The following is a 23,582-nucleotide window of genomic DNA, read 5'->3' as shown; positions in this document are numbered from 1 at the left end:
TGTAAGGTAGCAAGCTTTTTAAAAATCGGAGAAAAACATTGAAAAAAAGAATTTAGTCTATTTGGCGAGTACAGCGATTTTGCTTGCAGCAACTGCCCAGTATGTCCAAGCAGATGAGACTTCTTCGCTATTTACTAATCCTAAACCAAGAGAAGAAGTTGCTGAACAAACAAAAGAGATGATTCAAGATTCTTCTCAAGAACAGGGATCGCAAATTTCAACTACACCAGATAAGACAGTTATGGAGACAGAAACTCCAAATGTACCTACGGAGCTTTCCTTGGCTCAAGGAGCACAGCCTTCGACTTTAGAAGGGATGCCCGAAGAAAAAGTGGTGTCTGAAAAGGATGTAGAAGACTCATCTAAACCAACAAGTCCATCATTGACTAAGGGACAATCTACATTTTATACTGCAGGAGATGCTAGCAGAACAAAAAGAAGTGCTTCACAAGCAACTGTTAAAACGCAGACCTTTGTAGATGTAAGTAGCCATAATGGAACTCTTAGCGAAGCAGATTATCGTGAGCTAATAAAAAAAGGAGTGGGTGGAGTTGTTGTCAAGTTAACTGAAGGTACTCATTATGTTAACCCATATGCTGAATCTCAAATTCGTAATGCGCAACGTGTAGGTTTACAAGTTTCTGCCTATGCTTTTTCTCACTACACTTCAGATGAGACCGCTCGTGCAGAAGCACGCTTTTTTGTCGAACATGCGAAAAGGTTGAATCTTCCAAGTAATACTGTCATGGTAAATGATATGGAAGACAACAAAATGAAAGACAATATTAACAATAATACGCAAAGTTGGACAGACGAAATGAAGCGTCTTGGTTTTTCTAATTTGATGTATTATACTAGTGCGAGCTGGCTGGATGTAAATAATCTACGCGGGAAAGGTCCTGTTCAGACTTCACGATTTGGTCTGGAAAATTTCTGGGTAGCTCAATATCCTACTCCAACATTAAGTACTGATGGCGCAAAATCTCTAAAATATAACAGTAATGCAGGCGCATGGCAATTTACCTCACAAGCTGAGTTGTTATCAGGAAGACATGTTTTTGATCATAGTGTTGATTATACTGGACGGTTTACTAGCCATGCAAAACCAATTAATCATGCGACAGGTCAACCATTGAGAGGAACAATTACTGTTAGAAACAATGATACGATGAAGGGATCATATGATCTTGTTATCTCTAATGTATCTGCTCCATATGGTGTTAGAGAGGTTTTAGTTCCAACCTGGTCAACAGTGAATGGTCAAGATGATTTGATTTGGCATACAGCAACCAAGCAAAATGATGGTAGCTATGTGGCACATATCAAATCGAGTGAGCATAAAAACTCTACAGGTGAATATCATTCTCATGTGTATTATATTCAAAATAATGGCGAGCAAGTTGGGGTAGGTGGAACGACAACACAAGTAGCTATCGGAAAACCTCCTGTAAAAGCCAGCGGCAAAATCACAATTCAAAACAAAAACAATTTAACTGGGACTTTTGACGTCATCGTTTCGGATATTGTAGCACCAAATGGCTTGAAGGAAGTGCTGGTTCCAAGCTGGTCAGCGACAAATGGTCAAGATGATTTAATTTGGCACAAGGCTATAAAACAAAGCGATGGGACTTATAAGGCGACGATTCGAGCAAGCGAGCACAAATATTCAACAGGATTGTATCATTCACATGTTTATTATGTTCAAAGTAATGGTAGCAAAATTGGGGGTATAGCAGCTACTACGACACAAGTAACCATTGATTATACAAATATAAGACCAGCAGGTAAAATTTCTATTGAAAACATCAATAAAAAAGAAGGTTCTTTCGATGTTATTGTTTCGGATATTGTAGCACCAAATGGCTTGAAGGAAGTGCTGGTTCCAAGCTGGTCAGCGACAAATGGTCAAGATGATTTAATTTGGCACAAGGCCATAAAACAAAGCGATGGGACTTATAAGGCGACGATTCGAGCAAGCGAGCACAAATATTCAACAGGATTGTATCATTCACATGTTTATTATGTTCAAAGTAATGGTAGCAAAATTGGGGGTATAGCAGCTACTACGACACAAGTAACCATTGATTATACAAATATAAGACCAATCGGTAAACTCTCTATTGAAAACATCAACAAAACAGACGGTTCTTTTGATGTTGTTGTTTCAGATGTGCATGCTCCAAAAGGTGTGCGAGAAGTGCAGGTTCCAACTTGGTCAGATGTGAATGGTCAAGATGATTTGGTTTGGTATGCTGCAACCAAGCAATCAGACGGGACGTATCGTGCTAAAGTGCGTTCTCAAGATCATAAAAACTCTCTGGGCATGTATCATGTGCACCTGTATTATATCCAGCAAGATGGGACAAGAGTTGGTGTTTCAAGCACAACGACTCAAGTAGAAATCAAAAAGGATGAAACGAAGCCAACGGTTTCTATAAAGAACATCAATGAAAAGGCGGGGGTATATACGGTCGCTGTTGATCAAGCGACAAAAGGTAAAATCTTGAAGCAAATTCGCGTGGCGGCATGGTCACAAGCAAATCAAGAAAACTTATTCTGGTATGTGACAGCTCCTACTGGAACACATACCGAGGTGACGGTTAATGCTGTTAACCATAAGTCTGTTAGCGGAAATTACACCACACATGTATACTTAGAGTATACAGATGGATCTACTGAGGGTTATAACAAAGGAACAGTTTACTTGTCACCAAGTTCTGCTACCGTTTCTAATCAGCGTGCAAGTGTTTTAAGAGCTGCAGCAGAGCTAGTTGGTGTCAAGGGTGGTAGTGAAGCCCATCGTCGTCTGGTGGAGGACTACAACAGCGTGAAGCCCCTTCCAGTTGGTTATGCGGTAAAAAATACAGATGATTGGTGTGATATTTTTACTACAGTGATTTTCCAAAGACAAGGATTGAGCCATTTAGTTGGACGAGAATGTGGGGTAGAACGTCATATTCAAATCTTTAAAAAATTAGGAATTTGGAATGAAGATGGGAATTCTACACCAAAAGCTGGAGATATTATCACATTTAACTGGGATCAAGATTCTCAGCAAAATGATGGCTGGGCTGACCATATTGGAATTGTTGAAAAAGTAGAAAACGGCATTATTCATACCATTGAAGGAAATAGTAATAATCAAGTAAAACGCAATATGTACCGAATTGGCCATGGTAATATTCGTGGTTTTGCTAGTCCAAAATATGGCTCTTAATACAATTTCCTCTAATCTATGATTGAGGCGAACTGACTCTCACAAGATATGAAATGACGTAAGATTGAGGCATTTTGTCTCAATCTTTTTTTGTTCGGCTTCTCACAAAAAGTGATCCTCGCGTAGCTTAATTAGAGTCATATCTCCCATTATGAAGCGTTTTTTGGTATAATAGATCTATGATTCAAATAATATTTACGCTGAGTAGTCATTTGCTATTTATCTTTATTTCTTTTCAACTTTTATCTACTGTAGTGAATTGGGAAAGGATATTAAAGATTAATGCTGACAATGCGTTAAAAATTCGCTTGCTCATTTTATTTTTGAGTATTGCGCTTGGTTATCTGGTTAGCCTCTTTTTCCTTGCTATTTATCAAGTAAGTTTTGACTTTTTTAATGGCAATATTAAGTGAAGACAATGACCAATCATAAATGAGTATAGGAGTATGTATGGATAAAATCATAGTACAAGGTGGAAATAATCGTTTAGTTGGAACAGTGCAAATCGAGGGAGCAAAGAACGCGGTTTTACCATTATTGGCCGCAACTGTTCTAGCGAGTAAAGGTAAGACTGTTTTAACAAATGTACCAGTTTTATCAGATGTATTTACGATGAACAATGTTGTCCGTGGCTTGAATACAAAAGTAGAGTTTGATCAAGAAAAGCGTGAGATTGTTGTAGATGCTAGTCAAGGCATTACAGAAGAAGCGCCTTATAAATACGTTAGCAAGATGCGCGCTTCGATTGTTGTACTTGGACCTATTTTAGCACGTAATGGACATGCGAAGGTTTCTATGCCTGGCGGCTGTACGATTGGGAGTCGACCTATTGATCTTCACTTGAAAGGCCTGGAAGCAATGGGAGCGCAGATTACCCAAACTGCTGGTTACATTGAAGCCAAAGCTGATAAATTACATGGGGCGCATATTTATATGGACTTCCCGAGTGTTGGAGCTACTCAGAATATCATGATGGCTGCAACATTGGCAGAAGGAACGACTGTCATTGAAAATGCGGCTCGAGAACCAGAAATTGTCGATTTAGCGGTCTTGCTCAATAAGATGGGTGCCAAAATCCGTGGAGCTGGTACGGAAACCTTGACGATCCTTGGTGTTCAGGAGTTGATTGGTGCCAAACATAGTGTGGTGCAGGATCGCATTGAAGCAGGGACTTTTATGGTTGCTGCAGCCATGACAGGAGGAGATGTTCTCATTCAAGATGCGATCTGGGAGCATAATCGTCCATTGCTCGCTAAGTTGCAGGAGATGGGCGTATCTGTTACGGAAGAAGATGCAGGTATTCGCATTCAGTCAGACCTTTCTCGCTTAAAAGCGGTCAGTGTTAAAACCCTTCCGCATCCAGGTTTTCCTACAGATATGCAGGCTCAGTTTACTGCATTAATGACGGTTGTACAGGGTGAATCAACTATGATTGAAACGGTTTTTGAAAATCGCTTCCAGCATTTAGAAGAAATGCGCCGTATGGGCCTTCATTCAGAGATTATGCGTGATACAGCGAGAATTTTAGGGGGACAAAATCTCCAAGGTGCTGAAGTGATGTCGACTGACCTGAGAGCGAGTGCAGCCTTGATTTTGACAGGACTGGTCGCAAGTGGTGAAACAAAGGTTAGTAAGCTCAATCATTTAGACCGCGGCTATTATCGCTTCCATGAAAAATTGGCCAGCCTTGGTGCAAATATCAAACGCGTGAAGGAAGATGACGATGAAGGATGAATTAAGATATGTCGGAAAACAAGTTGGGATTGTTTTCTTGGTGTTATTCTTAGGATTGCTTGTCTTTGCAGTTGGTCTAGTCATTGGCTATGGTATAATTGGTGGCGGAGACAATCCTTGGTCTATTTTATCTCCAGATAAATGGCAGAGTATCATTAGTAAGTTTACAGGAAAATAAGGAGTGTAGGGCAGTTTGTTAGCTGCTCACTCCTATTTTTATGAGGAAATTATGAAAAAAAGGCAACAAGATACATTATTTAAAGGCTTAGTTGGGCTGTTAGTAGCTCTGGTATTTATCGTAGGGGCTCAATATTTTAGCCAACACCAAAAATCAAGCTCAGGGAACGCAGTAGGCCAAACTCATCAGACAAATATGGAGGTGCGCAAGTCTACTCCAAGCAAAGCTTTAGCACAGAGCGTGCTTTCAGATGAAGTATTGCAACAATTAAAAGGAAGGCTTGAATGGAATAAAGCAGGAGCATTTATTGTAAATGAGAATCGGACCAATCTAAATGTAAATGTCGCAAGCCAGCCCTATGCTCAGAATGAAACAAAATTGGTGGGCAATCAGCTCTTACCCATACGTGGAAATGCTTTACTTTCTAAGCAAACTAGACAGTATAAAAAACGGGAGGAAACCGGTAATAGGACGACAAATTGGACGCCTGCTGGTTGGCATCAGATTCATAATCTAACTGGCGACTATCACCATGCGGTGGATAGGGGGCATCTGCTGGCATATTCACTAGTTGGAGGCCTAAAAAACTTTGATGCTTCAACTAGCAATCCAAATAATATCGCCGTTCAAACTGCCTGGGCAAATCAAGCGAATAGTTCGTCGTCAACTGGACAAAATTTTTATGAAACGATGATTCGTAAAGCACTGGATAAAAACAAACGCGTTCGTTATCGTGTCACATTGATTTATGCCCATCCAGATGATTTGATAGCAGCCGGTTCTCACTTAGAGGCTAAATCTAGTGATGGTAGCTTAGAGTTTAATGTGTTTATTCCAAATGTCCAAACAGGTATTCGCTTAAATTACCAGACTGGAGAAGTGACAGTAGAATAATTTCAAATGAAATATAAAAAGCACCTTCACGGTGCTTTTTTGCGTTTTATTCAAAATAGAGCAAATCTTTACTAGTCTCGGTGAAGAGTTCAAAACCATTCTTAGTGACATGGCCACAATCCTCTATGCGGACACCAACCTTACCAGGAATGTAAATACCAGGCTCAACAGAGAAGCACATGCCTTCTTCAATGATCATGTCATTGCCTTCCATGATGGATGGAAACTCATGAACATCCATACCGATACCATGACCGAGACGGTGGTTGAAATACTCGCCATAACCAGCCTTTTCAATGACTTGACGAGCAGCGCGATCTACTTCATGAGCGGTAACCCCTGGTTTGATAAAGTCAAGAGCAGCTTGCTGGGCTTCTAGAGTTAGTTGATAAATATCCTTTTTAAATTGATCTGGTTGACCAACAGCGACGGTCCGTGTCATATCGCTAGCATAGCCGTTAACCATGCAACCGAGGTCAAAGAGCAGGAGAGCATTATTTTCGACCTTGTTAGCGCCAGGAATACCGTGCGGATTAGCAGCATTATTTCCTGTCAGTACCATGGTTTCAAAGCTCATCTCATAGCCTTCTCGCTTGATAGCAAAGTCAATCTGAGCGATGATATCTGTTTCGGTATTATCCAGTGAAATATTTTCAAAACCGATATTGACAGCCTTGTCAGCATATTGCCCGGCTACCAGCATTTTTTGGATTTCGTCAACAGATTTGATCAGGCGCAAGCGGTTGATGTAAGGAGTCAGGTTGGTAAATGCAGCTGTATCAAAGACGGTTTTCAAACCATGGTATTTGCTCAAAATCAAGTTATCAAACTCAAGTGCAACAGTCTTAAAAGGCTGTTCTGGCAAAGCAGACTTTATTTTCTGCCAAGGATTTTCAGAATCCATATAGCCGAGGACTGTAAAGGAAACAGTAGCTGAAGCACGCTCAACTTCTAGAGCTGGCACGAAGAGTAAAGGCTCATGATCTGGATAAACAAATAAGAACATCTGCCGCTCATGTGGATCGCTGTAAAAACCAGTTAGATAGTTAATGGTGACAGGATCTGAAATAGTTGCTACATCTATTTTTTCATTCTCAAGAAATGTGATAATTTGATTTAATTTTGTCATGGTGAAACCTTCTTTCTATGCTCTATTTTGGCAAAAAATGATAAAAAAATCAAGACTTTACAAGCAAAGATAGCAAAATGCTTGAAAGTGTTTCCAAGAAGTGATAGAATGTTATTGGTAGGAATATGAAAACGATATTTTCAATGAACAGAAAGGAATAAATATGAACACAGACGATACAGTAACGATTTATGATGTCGCCCGTGAGGCAGGGGTTTCAATGGCAACCGTCAGCCGTGTTGTTAATGGAAACAAAAATGTAAAAGAAAACACCCGCAAAAAAGTTTTAGAAGTGATTGATCGCCTTGACTATCGTCCAAATGCAGTGGCGCGTGGTCTCGCAAGCAAAAAGACAACAACTGTAGGAGTTGTGATTCCAAATATTACAAATAGCTACTTCTCTACCTTGGCTAAGGGAATTGATGATATTGCTGAGATGTACAAATACAATATCGTATTAGCTAATAGTGATGAAGACGATGATAAGGAAGTTTCTGTTGTGAACACACTTTTCTCTAAGCAAGTTGATGGTATTATTTTTATGGGCTATCATTTGACAGAAAAGATTCGTTCAGAGTTTTCGCGTTCACGTACACCAGTTGTACTAGCGGGGACAGTGGACGTTGAGCACCAGCTTCCTAGTGTGAATATTGACTACAAACAAGCTACAGTAGATGCAGTTAATTTTCTAGCTAAACGAAATAAAAAGATTGCTTTTGTTTGCGGACCTTTAGTAGACGATATTAATGGAAAAATTCGTCTGTCTGGCTATAAATCAGCTCTGAAGAGCAAGAAGCTCTCTTATAGCGAGGGACTGGTTTTTGAATCCAAATATAGCTATGATGATGGATATCATTTAGCTGAGCGTATCATTGCTTCAAAAGCGACAGCAGCATTTGTCACAGGGGATGAATTAGCGGCTGGTCTATTAAATGGACTTTCAGATCGTGGTATTAAAGTTCCTGAAGAATTTGAGATTATCACAAGTGATGACTCACAAGTTTCTCGTTTTACCCGTCCGAATTTGACTACGATTAGTCAGCCTTTGTATGACTTAGGTGCGATTAGCATGCGTATGTTAACTAAGATAATGCATAAGGAAGAACTAGAAGAGCGAGAAGTTGTGTTGGCTCATGGAATTTATGAACGTCATTCAACTAAAAAATAAAAAGCGAGAGAGGCTGGGACAAAAGTCCTAGCCTCTCAATTGTCTTTGGATTGTCGAGCAAGACGCAGTGGTTGAGTGTTCTCTACTACGCTGATTCCATCAGCTTTTACAGCCCTACTCAACTGTGCGGAGGTGGGACGACGAAATCGAATTCTAACGAATTACCGATTTCTGTCCCACTCTCTTTTTTTGTAGAAAACATTCCTGACTTGGAAGATAGTTCCTTAAAGGTTTGGCTGTTTTTTTATTTTAACCATTTTATAGGTAATTAGACTATTTCGTCAGCTGAAACAATATAAATGCTCTAAGATATTGTTAATCCTGAGTCCAGAAAGAGAAGAGTGCAAGCATAAATGGTTCATGTTTTGTGACATACCACAGCTTTTTTATTTTAGCTTTCACCCTTTAATGTTTAATTTTTTTTTCTTTCGGGTATAATAGTAGGTATGAAAGTTTTATTGTATTTAGAGGGAAAGTCTGTATTAGAAAAGTCTGGAATTGGGAGAGCTTTACAGCACCAAATGAATGCTTTGGATTTGGCTGGAATACCTTATACCACTGATATTTTAAGTGATTATGATGTGGTTCATATAAATACTTATGGACCAAGAAGCTTATTTCTTTTGCATGCAGCGAAAAGAAATGGGAAAAAGGTGATCATGCATGGTCACTCTACCAAGGAAGATTTCCAGAATTCCTTCATCGGCTCTAATTTTTTTGCGCCTTTGTTTGGTAAATATCTGGCGCATATGTATCAAAAAGCGGATTTTATTATTACACCATCGGAATATTCTAAAAAGCTGATTCAAAGTTATGGTGTGACGACTCCTATTGTAGCTGTATCAAATGGTATTGATTTAGCTAAATATCAAGCTGACCCTAAAAAAGAAGCAGTTTTTAGAAAACATTTTCAAATTAAAGAAGGTCAGAAAGTGGTGGTCTGCGCAGGTTTGTACTTCAAGCGCAAAGGCATTGAAGACTTTGTGGGGGTTGCTCGGAGAATGCCAGATGTACGTTTTATTTGGTTAGGCTCCATTAACAAATGGTTGATCCCAGCCTCTATTCGCCGTTTGGTGGAAAAAGACCATCCTGATAATGTTGAATTTCCTGGTTATTTCAAAGGGGCTGTTTTTCAAGGAGCTATGTCAGGAAGTGACGCCTTTTTCTTCCCATCTTATGAAGAAACAGAAGGGATCGTTGTTTTAGAAGCTTTGGCAAGCAAGCAACATACTGTTTTGCGAGATATTCCAGTTTATGAAGGCTGGATTGATGATCAGTCTGCAGAACTCTGCCACAATGTGGATGAATTTGTTGACTCGCTTCAAAGGGTACTAGATGGTCGAGTGGATAAGCGTGAAGCGGGTTATCGAGTAGCACAAAGTCGATCTATTGATGATGTAGCCCATCAGTTGGTTGAGGCTTATCGAAAAGTATTGGAGATGTAATATGCGAGTAGGGCTTTTTACAGATACGTATTTTCCTCAGGTATCTGGGGTAGCAACAAGCATCCGTACCTTGAAGACGGAGCTAGAAAAGCAAGGACACACTGTCTTTATTTTTACAACAACTGATAAGGATGTGAATCGGTATGAAGATTGGCAAATTATCAGAATACCGAGCATTCCTTTTTTTGCTTTTAAAGATCGTCGTGTGGCTTATCGTGGTTTTTCTAAAGCGTTGGAAATTGCAAAGCAATATCAACTGGATATCATTCACACGCAAACTGAGTTTTCGTTGGGATTATTAGGTGTCTGGGTTGCCAAAGAATTGAAAATACCTGTCGTTCATACCTATCACACGCAATATGAAGACTACGTTCGCTATATCGCAAATGGTATGCTGATTCGTCCAAGCATGGTTAAGTATATCGTAAGAGGGTTCTTAAATGATTTAGATGGAGTCATTTGTCCGAGTGAGATTGTTTATGATTTATTAACACGCTATAAAGTAACAACTGAAAAACGAGTAATTCCAACAGGGATTGATCTTGCCAAGTTTGAGCGACCAGAAATAACGTCTGATCATATTGCTAGCTTGCGTAAGAAGTTGAATATCGCTGAGAATGAAACAATGCTGTTAAGTTTGTCACGTATATCTTATGAAAAAAACATTCAAGCTATTATTGCTGCACTACCAGAAGTACTAAAGGAAACGCCGACTGTTAAGCTAGTTGTTGCAGGAGATGGTCCTTACCTGGATGATTTGAAAGTGCAAGCTGAAAAATTGGGAATAGCAGAGTCAATTGTCTTTACTGGTATGATTGCACCAAATGAAACGGCACTTTATTACAAGGCTGCAAATTTCTTTATCTCAGCTTCCACTAGCGAAACACAAGGTTTGACTTATTTGGAAAGTATTGCAAGTGGAACGCCGATTATTGCACACGGTAATCCTTACTTGGATAATGTCGTTACAGATAAAATGTTTGGCACGCTTTATTATAATGAGGATGATTTGGCGGGAGCTATCCTAGAAGCAGTGATTGCAACACCCGATATGGAGGAAAAACAGTTAGCCGATAAGCTTTATGACATTTCTGCTGAAAACTTTGGACGCCGTGTCTATGAGTTTTACCTTGATTTAGGAATCTCGAAAGATTTTCAAAAAGATTTGAAGCCAGATGAAAGCAGAACAAAACGCTTTGCTAGATCAATGATGTATTTACCAAGTAAAATTATTACACTACCAGTTGATGGTTCTACTCGTATCATGAGGGCTTCTAGAAGGCAAATTAAGAAAATCCGAAAATACCTTGAATAAATTTGCTGTTTAAGAGTTAAGAAGCAGGTAAGAGGCTGAAGAAAAGAAGAAACGAATGTATCTTTTTTCTCCCCTCTTACTTTTTTATTATATTGTTTTCAGGCTTTTTTACTCTGTTAGTGCGAGACAAATAAACCACCCGTCAGTTCACTAGCGGGTGGTTATGATTACCAAAGGATGCCTCTATAAGACATCAAAATCAGAAATACAAGGAAGGCATAAAAGACAACAAAGAGCCATTTCATTTTGACACAAAGAGCCACATACTCACGTATAAAAGCTGATGGAATATAGTAACCTGCTGTTCGACAGCCTAAGCCGTCTCCTTTCATACGAAGTTGTCTAGCATAGGTACTAGTCCGAAAAACGTGGTAGTCATTCGTCACAAATAAAAAGTTTGGATGTTTCACTAATCGTTCGCCGATTTTCTTTGAAAAAAGAAGATTTTCATATGTCGTTTTAGATTCTTCCTCCAACAGTATAGCTTCCTTAGGAATATCTGTTTTTTCCAAAATGTAATGGTAAATAGCTTGGGCTTCAGAAATGCGTTCGTCTGCTCCTTGCCCTCCACTGGCGATTAATTTGACATTAGGATTTTTTGAGTTGCGGTAAGCGTCAATCGCCTTGTCAATTCTACGCTTAAGCAAAGGTGTCACCCTTTCTCCATCTAACAATCCTGCGCCGTGAATGATGATAAAGTCATAATGTTTTTTCTTAGGAATGAAGAGATACAAGATAGAATATAGCAGAAATCCCACAAAGGCGAAACCAAAAATAAAATAGGAATAAAGGATGAATAGAAAAACTAGATTGAGCAGATGATTGGTATAAAATAAATCGTTTGTGTGATTCAATCTAAAAGCAATCATTCCAAAAAATAGAAGAATTAAAAATCCCAAACCCATTGAAAGATAATTTGCTTTGGAACGTCCCTCACGTTTGAGTAAAATTATACCATTGTAGATTAGAAAAATTCCACTCAGGAAAAGCAAGAAAGGTAGCAGGAAGAAAGCCAATACTATGAGTAGCATATGCATCTCATGCTGACCATTTTGGTAGAAGAGCATCGCAATCGATAGATAAAGAAATAAAAGGGAAATCAGGAGTAAAGCAGGATTCCAGAGACTGCGATTATCCCTAAAAAATGATATCAGAAAGAGTAGGACAAAAAATCCTGTAATAATGTACATTGTATCCTCCTTTTGTTGCTACATTGTACCATAATTATGACGATAGAAAAAGAGGAGTCTAGTCCTTTTACTTGGTCAATTTTTCACGCAATCCCTCTGTGAGCGACCTTTATTGTCTTTTTCTAATACCTATGCAATAAAAAAACTTCTGTATATGCCGCCATTCTGTTTGCACTTTTTGTAACATCTCTATTTGCAGGATTTTTATTTTCGTTTCTCGCTTTGATGGTTCCTCAAGGTCAGAGTTTACTAGGATACCTTTTGGTAAATGCTTTCTCGTTTACTTCTTAGCCAATGAAATCTTTACTTGCATATGGCTTCGGGTAAAAGGCTTATCTTTTTCAAACAAGAACAAAATAAAAAGTATAAAAATTCTTGAAAAATTTTTCAATCGTGCTATAATAATGCTTAGAGACAAGTCGCTTAGCTTTTTTCTACTAGAGAGTGCGTGGTTGCTGGAAACGCATAGAAAGACTAAATCGATACTACTCTATTCGCTTTTATGAAAACATAAAACGGTGGCTACGTTAGAGCCGATCTGAGGTGTCTCTCTTTTTTGAGGAACATAAATGAAGGTGGAACCACGTTGCGACGTCCTTTTGAGGATGTCGTTTTTATTTTGTAAGAAGGAGGAAGACTGATGCTTTATATGATTGGCGGCTCACCTTGTAGTGGGAAGTCAACAATTGCTTCACTTCTTGCTAGACAGTATCAGCTATTTCATATCAAACTGGATGATTTGGTAGACGAGATGATGAGTCAAGCAAGTGCAGACTCACAGCCGATTTGCCTTCTTAGACAGGACAGAAATCCGGAACAAATCTGGATGAGAAATCCAAAAGAGATGGCAGATGAAGAATGGCGCTTTTATGAAGAGATTTTTCCTTATGTAAAATCTTACTTGATAAAAAATCAGGATAGGCCACTTTTGGTGGAGGGAGCAGGACTTTTGCCTCACTTGGTAAAGGATCTTGAATGTCCAGAGCCTTCCTATCTATGCTTGACTCCAACAGCTGATTTTCAGAAAAAGCACTATAGACAGAGAGAATGGGTTCCTTATGTCTTAGAGGGAACTACCAATCCTGAGCAAGCTTTTGAAAACTGGATGCAGCGAGACATTCTTTTTGGCCAAATGGTTCGGAAAGAAGCGATGAAATTAGGATATTCTAGTCTCGTAACAGATGGTAGTCAATCAGAAAAGCAGACTGCGAAAGAGATTGCTCGGATCTTAAAATTATCCAATATAAATAGAATAGATATTAAAGGAGAAAAATATGATTAAGATTACTTTCCCAGATGGCGCTGTTCGTGAATTCGAATCTGGCGTGACAACTTTTGAAATTGCGCAAAGCATCAGCAATTCCCTAGCGAAAAAAGCTCTGGCTGGTAAATTCAACGGCAAATTAATTGATACAACCTGTGCTATCACTGAAGATGGAAGCATCGAAATTGTGACGCCTGATCACGAAGATGCTCTGCCAATCTTGCGCCATTCAGCTGCTCACTTGTTCGCTCAAGCAGCTCGCCGCCTTTTCCCAGACATTCACTTGGGAGTTGGCCCAGCCATCGAAGATGGCTTCTACTATGATACGGACAATCAAGCTGGTCAAATCTCCAACGAAGATCTGCCTCGTATCGAAGAAGAAATGAAGAAGATCGTCAAAGAAAACTTCCCATCTATTCGTGAGGAAGTAACCAAAGACGAGGCTCGTGAAATCTTTAAAAACGACCCTTACAAGTTGGAATTGATTGAAGAACATTCTGAAGACGAAGGGGGCTTGACTATTTACCGTCAGGGTGAATATGTAGACCTCTGCCGTGGACCTCACGTCCCATCAACAGGTCGTATTCAAATCTTCCATCTTCTCCATGTAGCTGGTGCTTACTGGCGCGGAAATAGTGACAACGCGATGATGCAACGGATCTACGGTACAGCTTGGTTTGACAAGAAAGACTTGAAGAACTACCTTCAAATGCGTGAAGAAGCCAAAGAACGCGATCACCGCAAACTCGGTAAAGAGCTGGACCTCTTCATGATTTCACAAGAGGTGGGTCAAGGTCTACCATTCTGGTTGCCAAATGGTGCGACAATCCGTCGTGAATTGGAACGCTATATTGTCGACAAGGAGTTAGCTTCTGGCTACCAACACGTCTATACTCCACCACTTGCTTCTGTGGAGCTTTACAAGACTTCTGGTCACTGGGATCATTACCAAGAAGACATGTTCCCAACCATGGACATGGGTGACGGGGAAGAATTTGTTCTTCGTCCAATGAACTGTCCACACCACATCCAAGTCTTCAAACACCATGTTCACTCCTACCGTGAATTGCCAATCCGTATCGCTGAAATCGGTATGATGCACCGTTACGAAAAATCTGGTGCCCTCACTGGTCTTCAACGTGTGCGTGAAATGTCTCTCAACGACGGTCACCTCTTTGTCACTCCTGAACAAATCCAAGAAGAATTCCAGCGTGCTCTTCAGTTGATTATCGATGTTTATGAAGACTTCAACTTGACTGAATACCGCTTCCGTCTCTCTCTTCGTGATCCTCAAGATACTCATAAGTATTTTGATAATGATGAGATGTGGGAAAACGCCCAAACAATGCTTCGTGCAGCGCTTGATGAAATGGGTGTAGACTACTTTGAAGCGGAGGGAGAAGCAGCCTTCTATGGTCCGAAACTCGATATCCAAGTGAAGACTGCCCTAGGAAAAGAAGAAACACTTTCTACGATCCAGCTTGACTTCCTGTTGCCAGAACGCTTCGACCTCAAATACATCGGAGCTGATGGTGAAGAGCACCGTCCAGTCATGATCCACCGTGGGGTTATCTCAACAATGGAGCGCTTTACAGCTATCTTGATTGAAAACTACAAGGGTGCCTTCCCAACATGGCTTGCGCCACACCAAGTGACCCTCATCCCAGTATCCAACGAAAAACACATGGACTACGCTTGGGAAGTGGCTAAGAAACTCCGTGACCGTGGTGTTCGTGCAGATGTGGATGAGCGCAATGAAAAAATGCAGTTTAAGATTCGTGCTTCTCAAACCAGCAAGATTCCGTACCAATTGATCGTTGGAGATAAGGAAATGGAAGACGGAACGGTCAACGTTCGTCGCTACGGCCAAAAAGAAACACAAACTGTCTCAGTTGATGAATTTGTCGAAGCTATCCTAACTGACATTGCAAATAAATCACGAGTTGAGAAATAAAATCAAATAAGAAGGCTGGGCAAAAAAGTTCAGCCTTTTAAATTAGCATGAAAACAGATTTATCTAGTGATTGATCAGGTTATCTTTGTTTGCTTTTAAATTCTAAAGATGATTTAATTAACTATTAGGGAAAGAGGTTCAGCTTTTTATTTGTTTGAGGTTCTTTCCGTTTTCTTCTTTTACATAAAAAATATTGTTTTAGTAGTTAGTAGTCTTTTCTTTACATACCTGTCATAAATGTCTCTAAATTGTAAGGTTTAGAAGTGCTTTTTTTAGTGTGAAATGAGTATATTTTTGAGAAAGTTTGTTATAATAAAAGAGACAGAAAAAAAGGTGAAAAACATGAAGAAAATATTAGTTGTAGATGATGAGAAGCCAATCTCAGATATTATAAAATTCAACATGGTCAAAGAGGGTTATGAAGTGGTAACTGCATTTGATGGGCGTGAAGCTTTAGAGATGTTTGAAGCTGAAAATCCGGATATTTTGATTTTGGATTTGATGTTGCCAGAGATGGATGGTTTAGAAGTTGCACGGACGATTCGAAAGACTAGTAATGTCCCGATTATTGTTCTTTCAGCTAAAGATAGTGAGTTTGATAAAGTTATTGGGCTTGAAATTGGTGCAGATGACTATGTGACGAAACCTTTCTCTAATCGAGAACTACAGGCACGAGTTAAGGCTATTTTGCGTCGCTCGGAATTTGCTTTAGAAACACAAGAAGAAGACAAAGGTTCGAATGAATTGGTGGTTGGAGACTTACAAATCTTGCCAGATGCTTTTGTAGCTAAGAAACATGGTGAAGAATTGGAATTGACACACCGTGAGTTTGAGTTGCTTTATCACTTAGCGAGCCATGTTGGACAAGTAATGACACGTGAACATCTACTTGAGACAGTATGGGGATATGATTACTTTGGCGATGTACGAACAGTGGATGTAACGGTTCGCCGATTACGTGAAAAAATCGAAGACACACCAAGCCGACCTGAGTATATTTTGACTCGTCGAGGCGTTGGTTACTATATGAGAAACAATGATTGAAAACATTAGACAATTTGTCCTCACGAAAGATTTTATTTTTAGTTTAATTGTTTTAGGTTTTATTTTGGTGGTGGCTCTGCTATTATTAGAAAATCGCAGGGATAATCAGCAATTGCGATTGCTCAATCAGAAGATAAAAGATTTAATCGCTGGTGATTACTCTGAAGTGCTGGATATGCAGGGAAGTCCAGAAATTACAGATATGATAAACAGCATCAACGATCTGTCTGAAGTGACACGCTTAACCCATGAAAATCTAGAGCAGGAAACCAAACGACTGACTAGTATTTTGTCTTATATGACAGACGGGGTTTTGGCTACGAATCGTCGTGGTCAGATTATCATGATTAATGATATGGCCTCTAAGCAATTAGGGGTTGAGCCGGAAGAAGTCCAAAATACCAGTATTTTGGATTTGTTGGACATTGCTGATGAGTATGATTTACGGGACTTGATAACCAAGATGCCTGAATTAATGATTGACTCACAAGATGAAAATGGTGAATATTTGAGTTTGCGTGTTCGTTTTGCTTTAGTTCGCCGTGAGTCAGGATTTATTTCAGGGTTGGTAGCTGTTTTGCATGATACGACTGAGCAAGAAAAAGAAGAGCGCGAGCGCAGGCTTTTTGTATCAAATGTTAGCCATGAGCTACGTACTCCTCTAACTAGTGTGAAGTCTTATTTAGAAGCACTTGATGAAGGTGCCCTATCAGAGCCTGTTGCGCCAGATTTTGTTAAGGTATCGCTCACAGAGACCAATCGAATGATGCGCATGGTGTCGGACTTACTAAGTCTATCACGAATTGATAATGACAGTAGTCACTTAGATGTGGAATTGACCAATTTTACCGCTTTTATTACCTTTATTCTAAACCGTTTTGATAAGATTAAGAGTCAGGATGAGACAAAGAAATTTGACATTGTACGTGATTATCCTATTACCCCGATCTGGGTAGAGATTGATACGGACAAGATGACACAAGTCATCGATAATATCATGAATAATGCCATTAAGTATTCTCCAGACGGTGGTCGAATTACGGTGCGAATGAAGACGACAGAGGATCAGCTGATTATTTCCATCTCAGATGAAGGCTTAGGAATTCCTAAGAAAGACCTGCCTAAGATTTTTGATCGCTTTTATCGAGTAGATAAGGCTCGTAGCCGTGCGCAAGGTGGAACAGGCTTAGGTCTTGCGATTGCAAAAGAGATTATCAAACAACATAAAGGATTTATCTGGGCTAAAAGTGAGTATGAAGTTGGTTCTACCTTTACTATTGTGCTTCCTTATGATAAGGATGCAGTTTTAGATGATGGCTGGGATAATGAAGAAGTAGAAAGTAATGATGACTAAGGAAGGGTTTAAATATAGTATTTTAGCGTCGGGATCAAGCGGTAATTGTTTTTACTTAGAGACGGCGCAAAAAAAGATCTTGGTAGATGCCGGCTTGTCTGGGAAAAAAATTACCAGTCTGTTATGTGAAATTGATCGAAAACCAGAAGACTTGGATGCTATTTTTGTTACACACGAGCACAAAGATCATATCCATGGTGTTGGAGTATTGGCTCGTAAATATCATTTAGATATTTACGCCAATGAGGAAACTTGGCAAGCTATGGATGCTGCTTTAGGACAAATTGATGTTAGCCAAAAGCATATTTTTGAGATGGGGACTGTCAAGACCTTTGGAGATTTGGATATAGAAAGTTTTGGAGTAAGCCATGATGCAGCAGCTCCACAATTTTATCGATTTATGAAGGATAATAAAAGCTTTGTCTTGTTGACTGACACAGGTTATGTTAGTGACCGCATGGCAGGAATCGTTGAAAATGCTGATGGTTATTTAATTGAAAATAACTATGATGTGGAAATTTTGCGCAGTGGTGCTTATCCATGGAGTTTAAAACAGCGGATTATGTCTGATCGTGGACATTTATCAAATGATGATGGAGCCGAAACCATGATTCGGACTTTAGGAAATCGAACGAAGAAGATCTATCTGGGACACTTGAGTAAGGAAAATAATATCAAGGAACTAGCCCATATGACCATGGTTAATCAGTTAGCTCAAGCTGATCTAGGAGTGAATCATGATTTTCAAGTTTTAGACACATCTCCTGATACAGCTACACCGTTGACATCCATTTAGTTATCGATAAAAATAAACTAGGAGATTGTATGCGCCTCATTTACTTTATAATTGGAATCTTATCCTTAGGCATGGGTGTTTTAGGAATTGTACTTCCGGTATTGCCTACGACTCCCTTTTTGCTTTTAGCGATTGCTTGTTTTTCTCGAAGTTCTAAGCGTTTTGAAGATTGGCTTTATCATACAAAAATGTATCAAATCTATGTAGCTGATTTTCGAGAAACGGGCTCAATCTCTAAGGAGCGAAAGAAAAAGGTCATCGTATCAATTTATATTTTGATGGGGATTTCGATTTATTTGGCGCCAATTATTTGGGTAAAACTTGGACTCTTTGCTTTGACTATCTTTATTACTTATTATTTATTTAAGGTCATACCAGATAAATAGAGTCATTGTGAAATGAAATGCTGAAACTAGTATTAGTTTGGCAGATTTGTCTTTTTCAAAAATTTAGGATAAAAATGAGGTTGAGACATTGCTTTCGGCTTCTTTTTTACTTTTATAGGGCAGGAAAAATGGGACAGGAATACTGATTTTTTGATATAATAGTACCTGTACAGTCTAAAAAAGACAGACTCATCTTGCTCAATAGAGAGAAGGTCTTCTGTACTGATTGACTAATCATTTTAGAAAGGATGAAACTTGTGACTTGATGTATAGGTGCAAGTTAAAAAGCTATGAAAAAATTAGAAGCTCTTTTGCTAGAACGATTTGGCTTGGTTTTTACAGATATTTCCTTATTGGAAACAGCATTTACTCATACCAGCTACGCTAATGAACATCGCCTCTTAAAAATTTCACACAATGAACGCTTGGAATTTTTAGGAGACGCTGTTCTGCAATTAATTATCTCGGAGTATTTGTATGCAAAATATCCTAAGAAGCCAGAAGGGGATTTAACCAAGCTACGTTCAACGATTGTTCGTGAGGAAAGTTTGGCTGGTTTTACACGTGATTGCCAATTTGAGAAATTTATCAAGCTAGGTAAGGGAGAGGAAAAATCAGGTGGTCGAGATCGTGAAACGATTTTAGGCGATTTATTTGAAGCTTTCTTGGGAGCTTTGCTTTTAGATAAAGGGATAGAAGCTGTAAGAGACTTCCTTTACCAGACGATGATTCCAAAGGTAGAAGCTGGTGATTTTGAACAGGTGACAGATTACAAGACGAAGTTACAAGAGCTCTTACAAGCCAATGGTGATGTGGAGATTCTTTATCAAGTTGTGTCTGAAACAGGTCCTGCCCATGCCAAAAATTTTGAAATTAGTGTGTCTGTTGATGGACGTTTAGTTGGAAGAGGTCAAGGGCGTTCTAAAAAGTTAGCTGAGCAAGAAGCAGCTAAAAATGCCTTTGAAAAGGAAAGTCAAACATGTATTTAAAAGAAATTGAAATTCAAGGCTTTAAGTCTTTTGCGGACAAGACAAAAGTTGTTTTTGACAAGGGAGTGACAGCAGTTGTTGGTCCAAATGGTTCTGGAAAGTCAAATATTACAGAAAGTTTACGTTGGGCGCTGGGGGAATCTAGTGTCAAGAGTCTACGCGGGGGCAAGATGCCGGATGTTATTTTTGCGGGGACAGAGACACGTAAACCGCTTAATTATGCTTCTGTTACAGTCGTACTGGATAATAGTGATCAGTTTATTAAACAGGCTGCTAAAGAAATCAGGGTAGAACGTCATATTTATCGTAGTGGTGATAGCGAGTATAAGATAGATGGCAAAAAGGTTCGTCTGCGTGATGTTCATGATCTTTTTATGGATACAGGATTAGGGAGAGACTCTTTTTCTATTATTTCTCAAGGGAAGGTTGAAGAAATTTTCAATAGTAAACCAGAGGAACGCCGTGCTATTTTTGAAGAGGCTGCTGGGGTACTTAAATACAAGACCCGCCGTAAGGAAACGGAAGGAAAACTCGCGCAAACACAAGATAATTTGGACCGCTTAGAGGATATTATCTTTGAATTAGATGGCCAAATTAAACCTTTAGAAAAGCAGGCGCAAACTGCCAAGCGTTTTCTGGAATTAGATCAAGAAAGACGAGAACTTTACCTAGATGTCTTGGTTGCTCAAATGACGGCCAATAAGGAAAAATTAACTCAGGCGGAGAAGGAGTTAGTAGATATTCAGGAAGCCTTATCTACTTACTACAGCAAAAGAGATGAGCTTGAAAAAGAAAATCAAGACCTAAAATTCAAGCGCCATGAGCTTAATCAGACCTTGGCAGATGATCAAGCCAAATTGCTAGAATTAACTCGTTTAATCAGTGATTTAGAACGCCAAATTGATCTTTCTAAGCTGGAGTCAAGTCAGGCGGCAAGTAGTCGTCTGGAAAATGAGACACGCTTAGCTGGCTTGGTAGAAAAATTGGAACAGATTGAGCAAGAGTGCCAAACGAAGACAGCGAGTCTCACTCAGATTTCTGAAAAATTGATTAAAAATCAAGAGGAGATGGCACGATTAGAAGCTGAAATTGCTGATTTTTCGGATGATCCAGACCAATTGATCGAGCATTTACGGGATCGCTATGTCGCTCTGATGCAAGAAGAAGCAGACTTATCGAATGATTTGACTGCTTTAGAGAGTCGACAAGCTAATGAACTGAAACTAAATGAGAGTAAACAGGCTGACTTTGAAAAAGTACAAGCAGATTTACTGGAAAACCAAAAATTAGAAGCTAGCCATTCGAAAGAATTGGATATAGCTCGAAATAGGCTGAAAGAACTTTTAGCTAGCTACAAGGAGCAAGAAGAGCAAGTACAAGAGTTGCAAAATGCTTATCAAGGTCGTCAGTCAGCAATGTTTGACTTGTTGGACGATTTAAAAAATAAAAAGGCACGTGCTGCTAGTTTAGAAGCGATTCTTAAGAATCACAGTAATTTCTACGCTGGTGTAAAAAGTATTTTGCAGGAGTCAGATCGTCTGGGCGGAATTGTTGGAGCTGTTAGTGAAAAACTAAGTTTTGATCCGCATTACCAGACTGCACTGGAGATAGCTCTAGGAGCTAGTAGCCAGAATATCATCGTAGAAGATGAAGCAGCAGCTACTAGAGCCATTGACTTTTTGAAGAAAAATCGTGCAGGCCGAGCGACTTTTTTACCATTGACAACGATTAAACCACGTCAACTAGCAGATCATCATCGAACAACCATCGAAGCCAGCTCAGGTTTTCTAGGATTGGCTTCATCGCTTGTTACCTATGATGATAGCTTGGAGATGATTTTCCAAAATTTACTTGGAACAACAGCTATTTTTGATACGATAGATCATGCACGTTCAGCAGCTCAGAAGGTGCGTTACCAAGTCAGAATCGTGACACTTGATGGTACAGAGTTGCGGACTGGTGGCTCCTATGCTGGTGGTGCTAATAAAAATAACAATACGATTTTTATCAAACCTGAACTAGATGTTCTTCTTGCTGAAATAAAAGAAAAAGAAGCGCAGTTGAAAGAGCAAGAAGAGTCAGTGCAAATCTTACAAAACAAACTAAGCCAAGCGAAGCAACTGTTGGAGAAAATCAAAGAGGAGGGCGAAAATGCTCGATTAACAGAGCAAAAAGCCAGTCTTGCTTATGAGCAAATTGCTAAGCGGGTCGAAGAGCTTAGTAGCTTGAAAGCCCTACAAGAGCAGGAATTAGCAAGCTTATCTGGAATTGATATCACCAGCGAAAGAACGAAATTGCAAAGTCGCTTGGCTGAGATTGAGCAGACAAAAACAGAAGTCACTGAAGAAATTGAGCGAGTGAAATCTAACAAAGATGCAGTTCAAGAGCGCTTTGACAAGCTATCGAATCAATTGGCAGAACTGAAATTGTCTCAGACTGAACTGACGTCTCACCAGCGTTTTGAAACAAATGATTTGGAACGGTTGAAAGAAGAAAAAAACGTTCTGATAAAAGAAAAAGAAATGCTAGAAAGCTTGATGGAGCAAAGAGAGTCAAATCTTCAGAAAGTAGATTTTTCTATTTTAGAAACGCAACTAGAAAAAGCAAATCAAGAGAAAGTAGAGCTTAACCAAAAACTCATTCGTTTGAAATTTGAACTAGAAGATCTGGAAGGACAGTCAGAAGATATTCTTAGTCATCTAGAGCAAGCTCGTAAGCAAAACGAAGAGCTGATTCGTAAGCAAGCTAAGGCTGAGGCAGAAAAAGATAAGCTTACAGATGTTCTACGTCGACTCTTGACCAATCTTACGGAAGAATACCAGATGAGTTTTGATGAGGCCAGTCAACAAGCACGTATTTTAGAAGATTTAGTGGTTTCAGAGACTCACCTTAAAGAATTGGAGAAAGCTATCCGTGCTTTAGGTCCAGTTAATCTAGATGCAGTCGAGCAGTTTGATGAAGTCAAAAATCGCTTAGACTTCTTAAATACACAACGAGATGATGTCCTATCTGCTAAGAATCTTCTTCTAACGACTATTGAAGAAATGAATGATGAGGTAAAAGAACGCTTCAAATCAACCTTTGAGGCTATCCGTGAAAGCTTTAAAATGACCTTCAAACAGATGTTTGGTGGTGGATCAGCGGATTTGATTTTGACAGAAGGCGACTTATTGACTGCGGGTGTTGAGATTTCAGTCCAGCCTCCAGGTAAGAAAATCCAGTCACTCAATCTCATGAGTGGTGGGGAAAAAGCCTTATCAGCTTTAGCGCTACTTTTCTCTATCATCCGAGTGAAGACCATCCCATTTGTTATTTTGGATGAGGTAGAGGCAGCTTTGGATGAAGCTAACGTTAAGCGTTTTGGAGATTATCTCAATCGCTTTGACAAAGAAAGCCAATTTATCGTGGTGACCCATCGAAAAGGAACCATGTCAGCAGCAGACTCTATCTATGGTGTGACCATGCAGGAGTCAGGTGTATCTAAGATTGTTTCAGTAAAACTAAAAGATTTAGAGAGTATGTAAA

18 protein-coding genes are annotated in these 23,582 nt (G+C 39.4%); 16 read left to right on the top strand and 2 right to left on the bottom strand.

Annotation, left to right across the window (positions count from 1 at the left end; all coding sequences use genetic code 11):
- The first annotated feature begins 61 nt into the window (after positions 1-61).
- The 5 genes from HMPREF9182_RS02480 (at position 62) to HMPREF9182_RS02460 (ending at position 6,023) form a co-directional block, all read left to right on the top strand.
- Positions 62-3,217, top strand: coding sequence for a GBS Bsp-like repeat-containing protein (locus tag HMPREF9182_RS02480; protein WP_009443092.1), 3,156 nt, complete (start codon positions 62-64; stop codon positions 3,215-3,217).
- Positions 3,218-3,396: 179 nt separating this feature from the next.
- Positions 3,397-3,630 carry a DUF1146 family protein gene (locus tag HMPREF9182_RS02475; protein WP_037602586.1) on the top strand — a complete coding sequence of 78 codons (234 nt, stop codon included), beginning with the start codon at positions 3,397-3,399 and terminating at the stop codon, positions 3,628-3,630.
- Positions 3,631-3,667: 37 nt separating this feature from the next.
- The gene (gene murA, locus HMPREF9182_RS02470) at positions 3,668-4,951 is read left to right on the top strand and encodes a UDP-N-acetylglucosamine 1-carboxyvinyltransferase (protein WP_009443105.1); all 1,284 of its coding nucleotides are present in this window, start codon (positions 3,668-3,670) and stop codon (positions 4,949-4,951) included.
- Positions 4,941-5,129: a DNA-directed RNA polymerase subunit beta gene (locus HMPREF9182_RS02465; protein WP_009755102.1), complete on the top strand. Its 189-nt coding sequence runs from the start codon at positions 4,941-4,943 to the stop codon at positions 5,127-5,129. Before murA ends, HMPREF9182_RS02465 begins: the two co-directional genes overlap by 11 nt.
- A 51-nt stretch (positions 5,130-5,180) precedes the next feature.
- The gene (locus HMPREF9182_RS02460) at positions 5,181-6,023 is read left to right on the top strand and encodes a DNA/RNA non-specific endonuclease (RefSeq protein ID WP_037602941.1); all 843 of its coding nucleotides are present in this window, start codon (positions 5,181-5,183) and stop codon (positions 6,021-6,023) included.
- A gap of 46 nt (positions 6,024-6,069) precedes the next feature.
- Here the strand turns inward: HMPREF9182_RS02460 and HMPREF9182_RS02455 are convergent, their stop codons facing one another.
- Entirely contained in the window at positions 6,070-7,152 is a 1,083-nt protein-coding gene (locus tag HMPREF9182_RS02455) for an aminopeptidase P family protein (protein ID WP_009754386.1), read from the bottom strand.
- A 163-nt stretch (positions 7,153-7,315) separates the two neighbouring features.
- On the opposite strand from HMPREF9182_RS02455, the gene ccpA reads away from it, so the two are divergent.
- The 3 genes from ccpA (at position 7,316) to HMPREF9182_RS02440 (ending at position 11,080) form a co-directional block, all read left to right on the top strand.
- Positions 7,316-8,320: a catabolite control protein A gene (gene ccpA / locus HMPREF9182_RS02450; RefSeq protein WP_009443470.1), complete on the top strand. Its 1,005-nt coding sequence runs from the start codon at positions 7,316-7,318 to the stop codon at positions 8,318-8,320.
- A gap of 446 nt (positions 8,321-8,766) precedes the next feature.
- Complete coding sequence (locus HMPREF9182_RS02445; protein WP_009754512.1) at positions 8,767-9,765, top strand: glycosyltransferase family 4 protein; 999 nt, start codon at positions 8,767-8,769, stop codon at positions 9,763-9,765.
- A gap of 1 nt (position 9,766) precedes the next feature.
- Positions 9,767-11,080: a glycosyltransferase family 4 protein gene (locus tag HMPREF9182_RS02440; RefSeq protein WP_009754906.1), complete on the top strand. Its 1,314-nt coding sequence runs from the start codon at positions 9,767-9,769 to the stop codon at positions 11,078-11,080.
- Between the two features lie 167 nt (positions 11,081-11,247).
- On the opposite strand, the gene HMPREF9182_RS02435 is transcribed toward HMPREF9182_RS02440, so the two are convergent.
- Positions 11,248-12,270, bottom strand: a complete 1,023-nt coding sequence (locus HMPREF9182_RS02435; protein ID WP_009443600.1) for a YdcF family protein — start codon at positions 12,268-12,270, stop codon at positions 11,248-11,250.
- 640 nt (positions 12,271-12,910) lie between these two features.
- Between HMPREF9182_RS02435 and HMPREF9182_RS02430 the strand changes: the two genes are divergently transcribed.
- The 8 genes from HMPREF9182_RS02430 (at position 12,911) to smc (ending at position 23,581) form a co-directional block, all read left to right on the top strand.
- On the top strand, positions 12,911-13,552 hold the full coding sequence (locus tag HMPREF9182_RS02430; RefSeq protein ID WP_009755101.1) for an ATPase AAA: 642 nt from the start codon (positions 12,911-12,913) through the stop codon (positions 13,550-13,552).
- The gene (thrS, locus tag HMPREF9182_RS02425; protein ID WP_009443886.1) at positions 13,545-15,488 is read left to right on the top strand and encodes a threonine--tRNA ligase; all 1,944 of its coding nucleotides are present in this window, start codon (positions 13,545-13,547) and stop codon (positions 15,486-15,488) included. Before HMPREF9182_RS02430 ends, thrS begins: the two co-directional genes overlap by 8 nt.
- 342 nt (positions 15,489-15,830) lie before the next feature.
- Positions 15,831-16,532, top strand: a complete 702-nt coding sequence (gene yycF / locus HMPREF9182_RS02420) for a response regulator YycF (RefSeq protein ID WP_009443743.1) — start codon at positions 15,831-15,833, stop codon at positions 16,530-16,532.
- Complete coding sequence (gene vicK / locus HMPREF9182_RS02415; protein ID WP_009755016.1) at positions 16,525-17,886, top strand: cell wall metabolism sensor histidine kinase VicK; 1,362 nt, start codon at positions 16,525-16,527, stop codon at positions 17,884-17,886. The genes yycF and vicK overlap by 8 nt, the downstream gene beginning before the upstream one ends.
- Positions 17,879-18,682 carry an MBL fold metallo-hydrolase gene (locus HMPREF9182_RS02410; protein ID WP_037602582.1) on the top strand — a complete coding sequence of 268 codons (804 nt, stop codon included), beginning with the start codon at positions 17,879-17,881 and terminating at the stop codon, positions 18,680-18,682. The genes vicK and HMPREF9182_RS02410 overlap by 8 nt, the downstream gene beginning before the upstream one ends.
- Before the next feature lie 29 nt (positions 18,683-18,711).
- Positions 18,712-19,068 (top strand): YbaN family protein, encoded by a 357-nt coding sequence (locus HMPREF9182_RS02405; protein WP_009754775.1) that lies wholly within the window; start codon positions 18,712-18,714, stop codon positions 19,066-19,068.
- Positions 19,069-19,358: 290 nt separating this feature from the next.
- Complete coding sequence (gene rnc / locus HMPREF9182_RS02400; protein WP_009443714.1) at positions 19,359-20,057, top strand: ribonuclease III; 699 nt, start codon at positions 19,359-19,361, stop codon at positions 20,055-20,057.
- Entirely contained in the window at positions 20,048-23,581 is a 3,534-nt protein-coding gene (smc, locus tag HMPREF9182_RS02395; RefSeq protein ID WP_009443353.1) for a chromosome segregation protein SMC, read from the top strand. Before rnc ends, smc begins: the two co-directional genes overlap by 10 nt.
- Position 23,582 lies beyond the last annotated feature (1 nt).

Origin of the sequence: Streptococcus sp. oral taxon 056 str. F0418, assembly GCF_000220065.1 — a bacterium.
In the GTDB taxonomy this organism is placed as follows: Bacteria; Bacillota; Bacilli; order Lactobacillales; family Streptococcaceae; genus Streptococcus.
The sequence above is the reverse complement of the archived record's forward strand: the minus strand, read 5'-3'. Positions and strand labels throughout refer to the sequence as shown.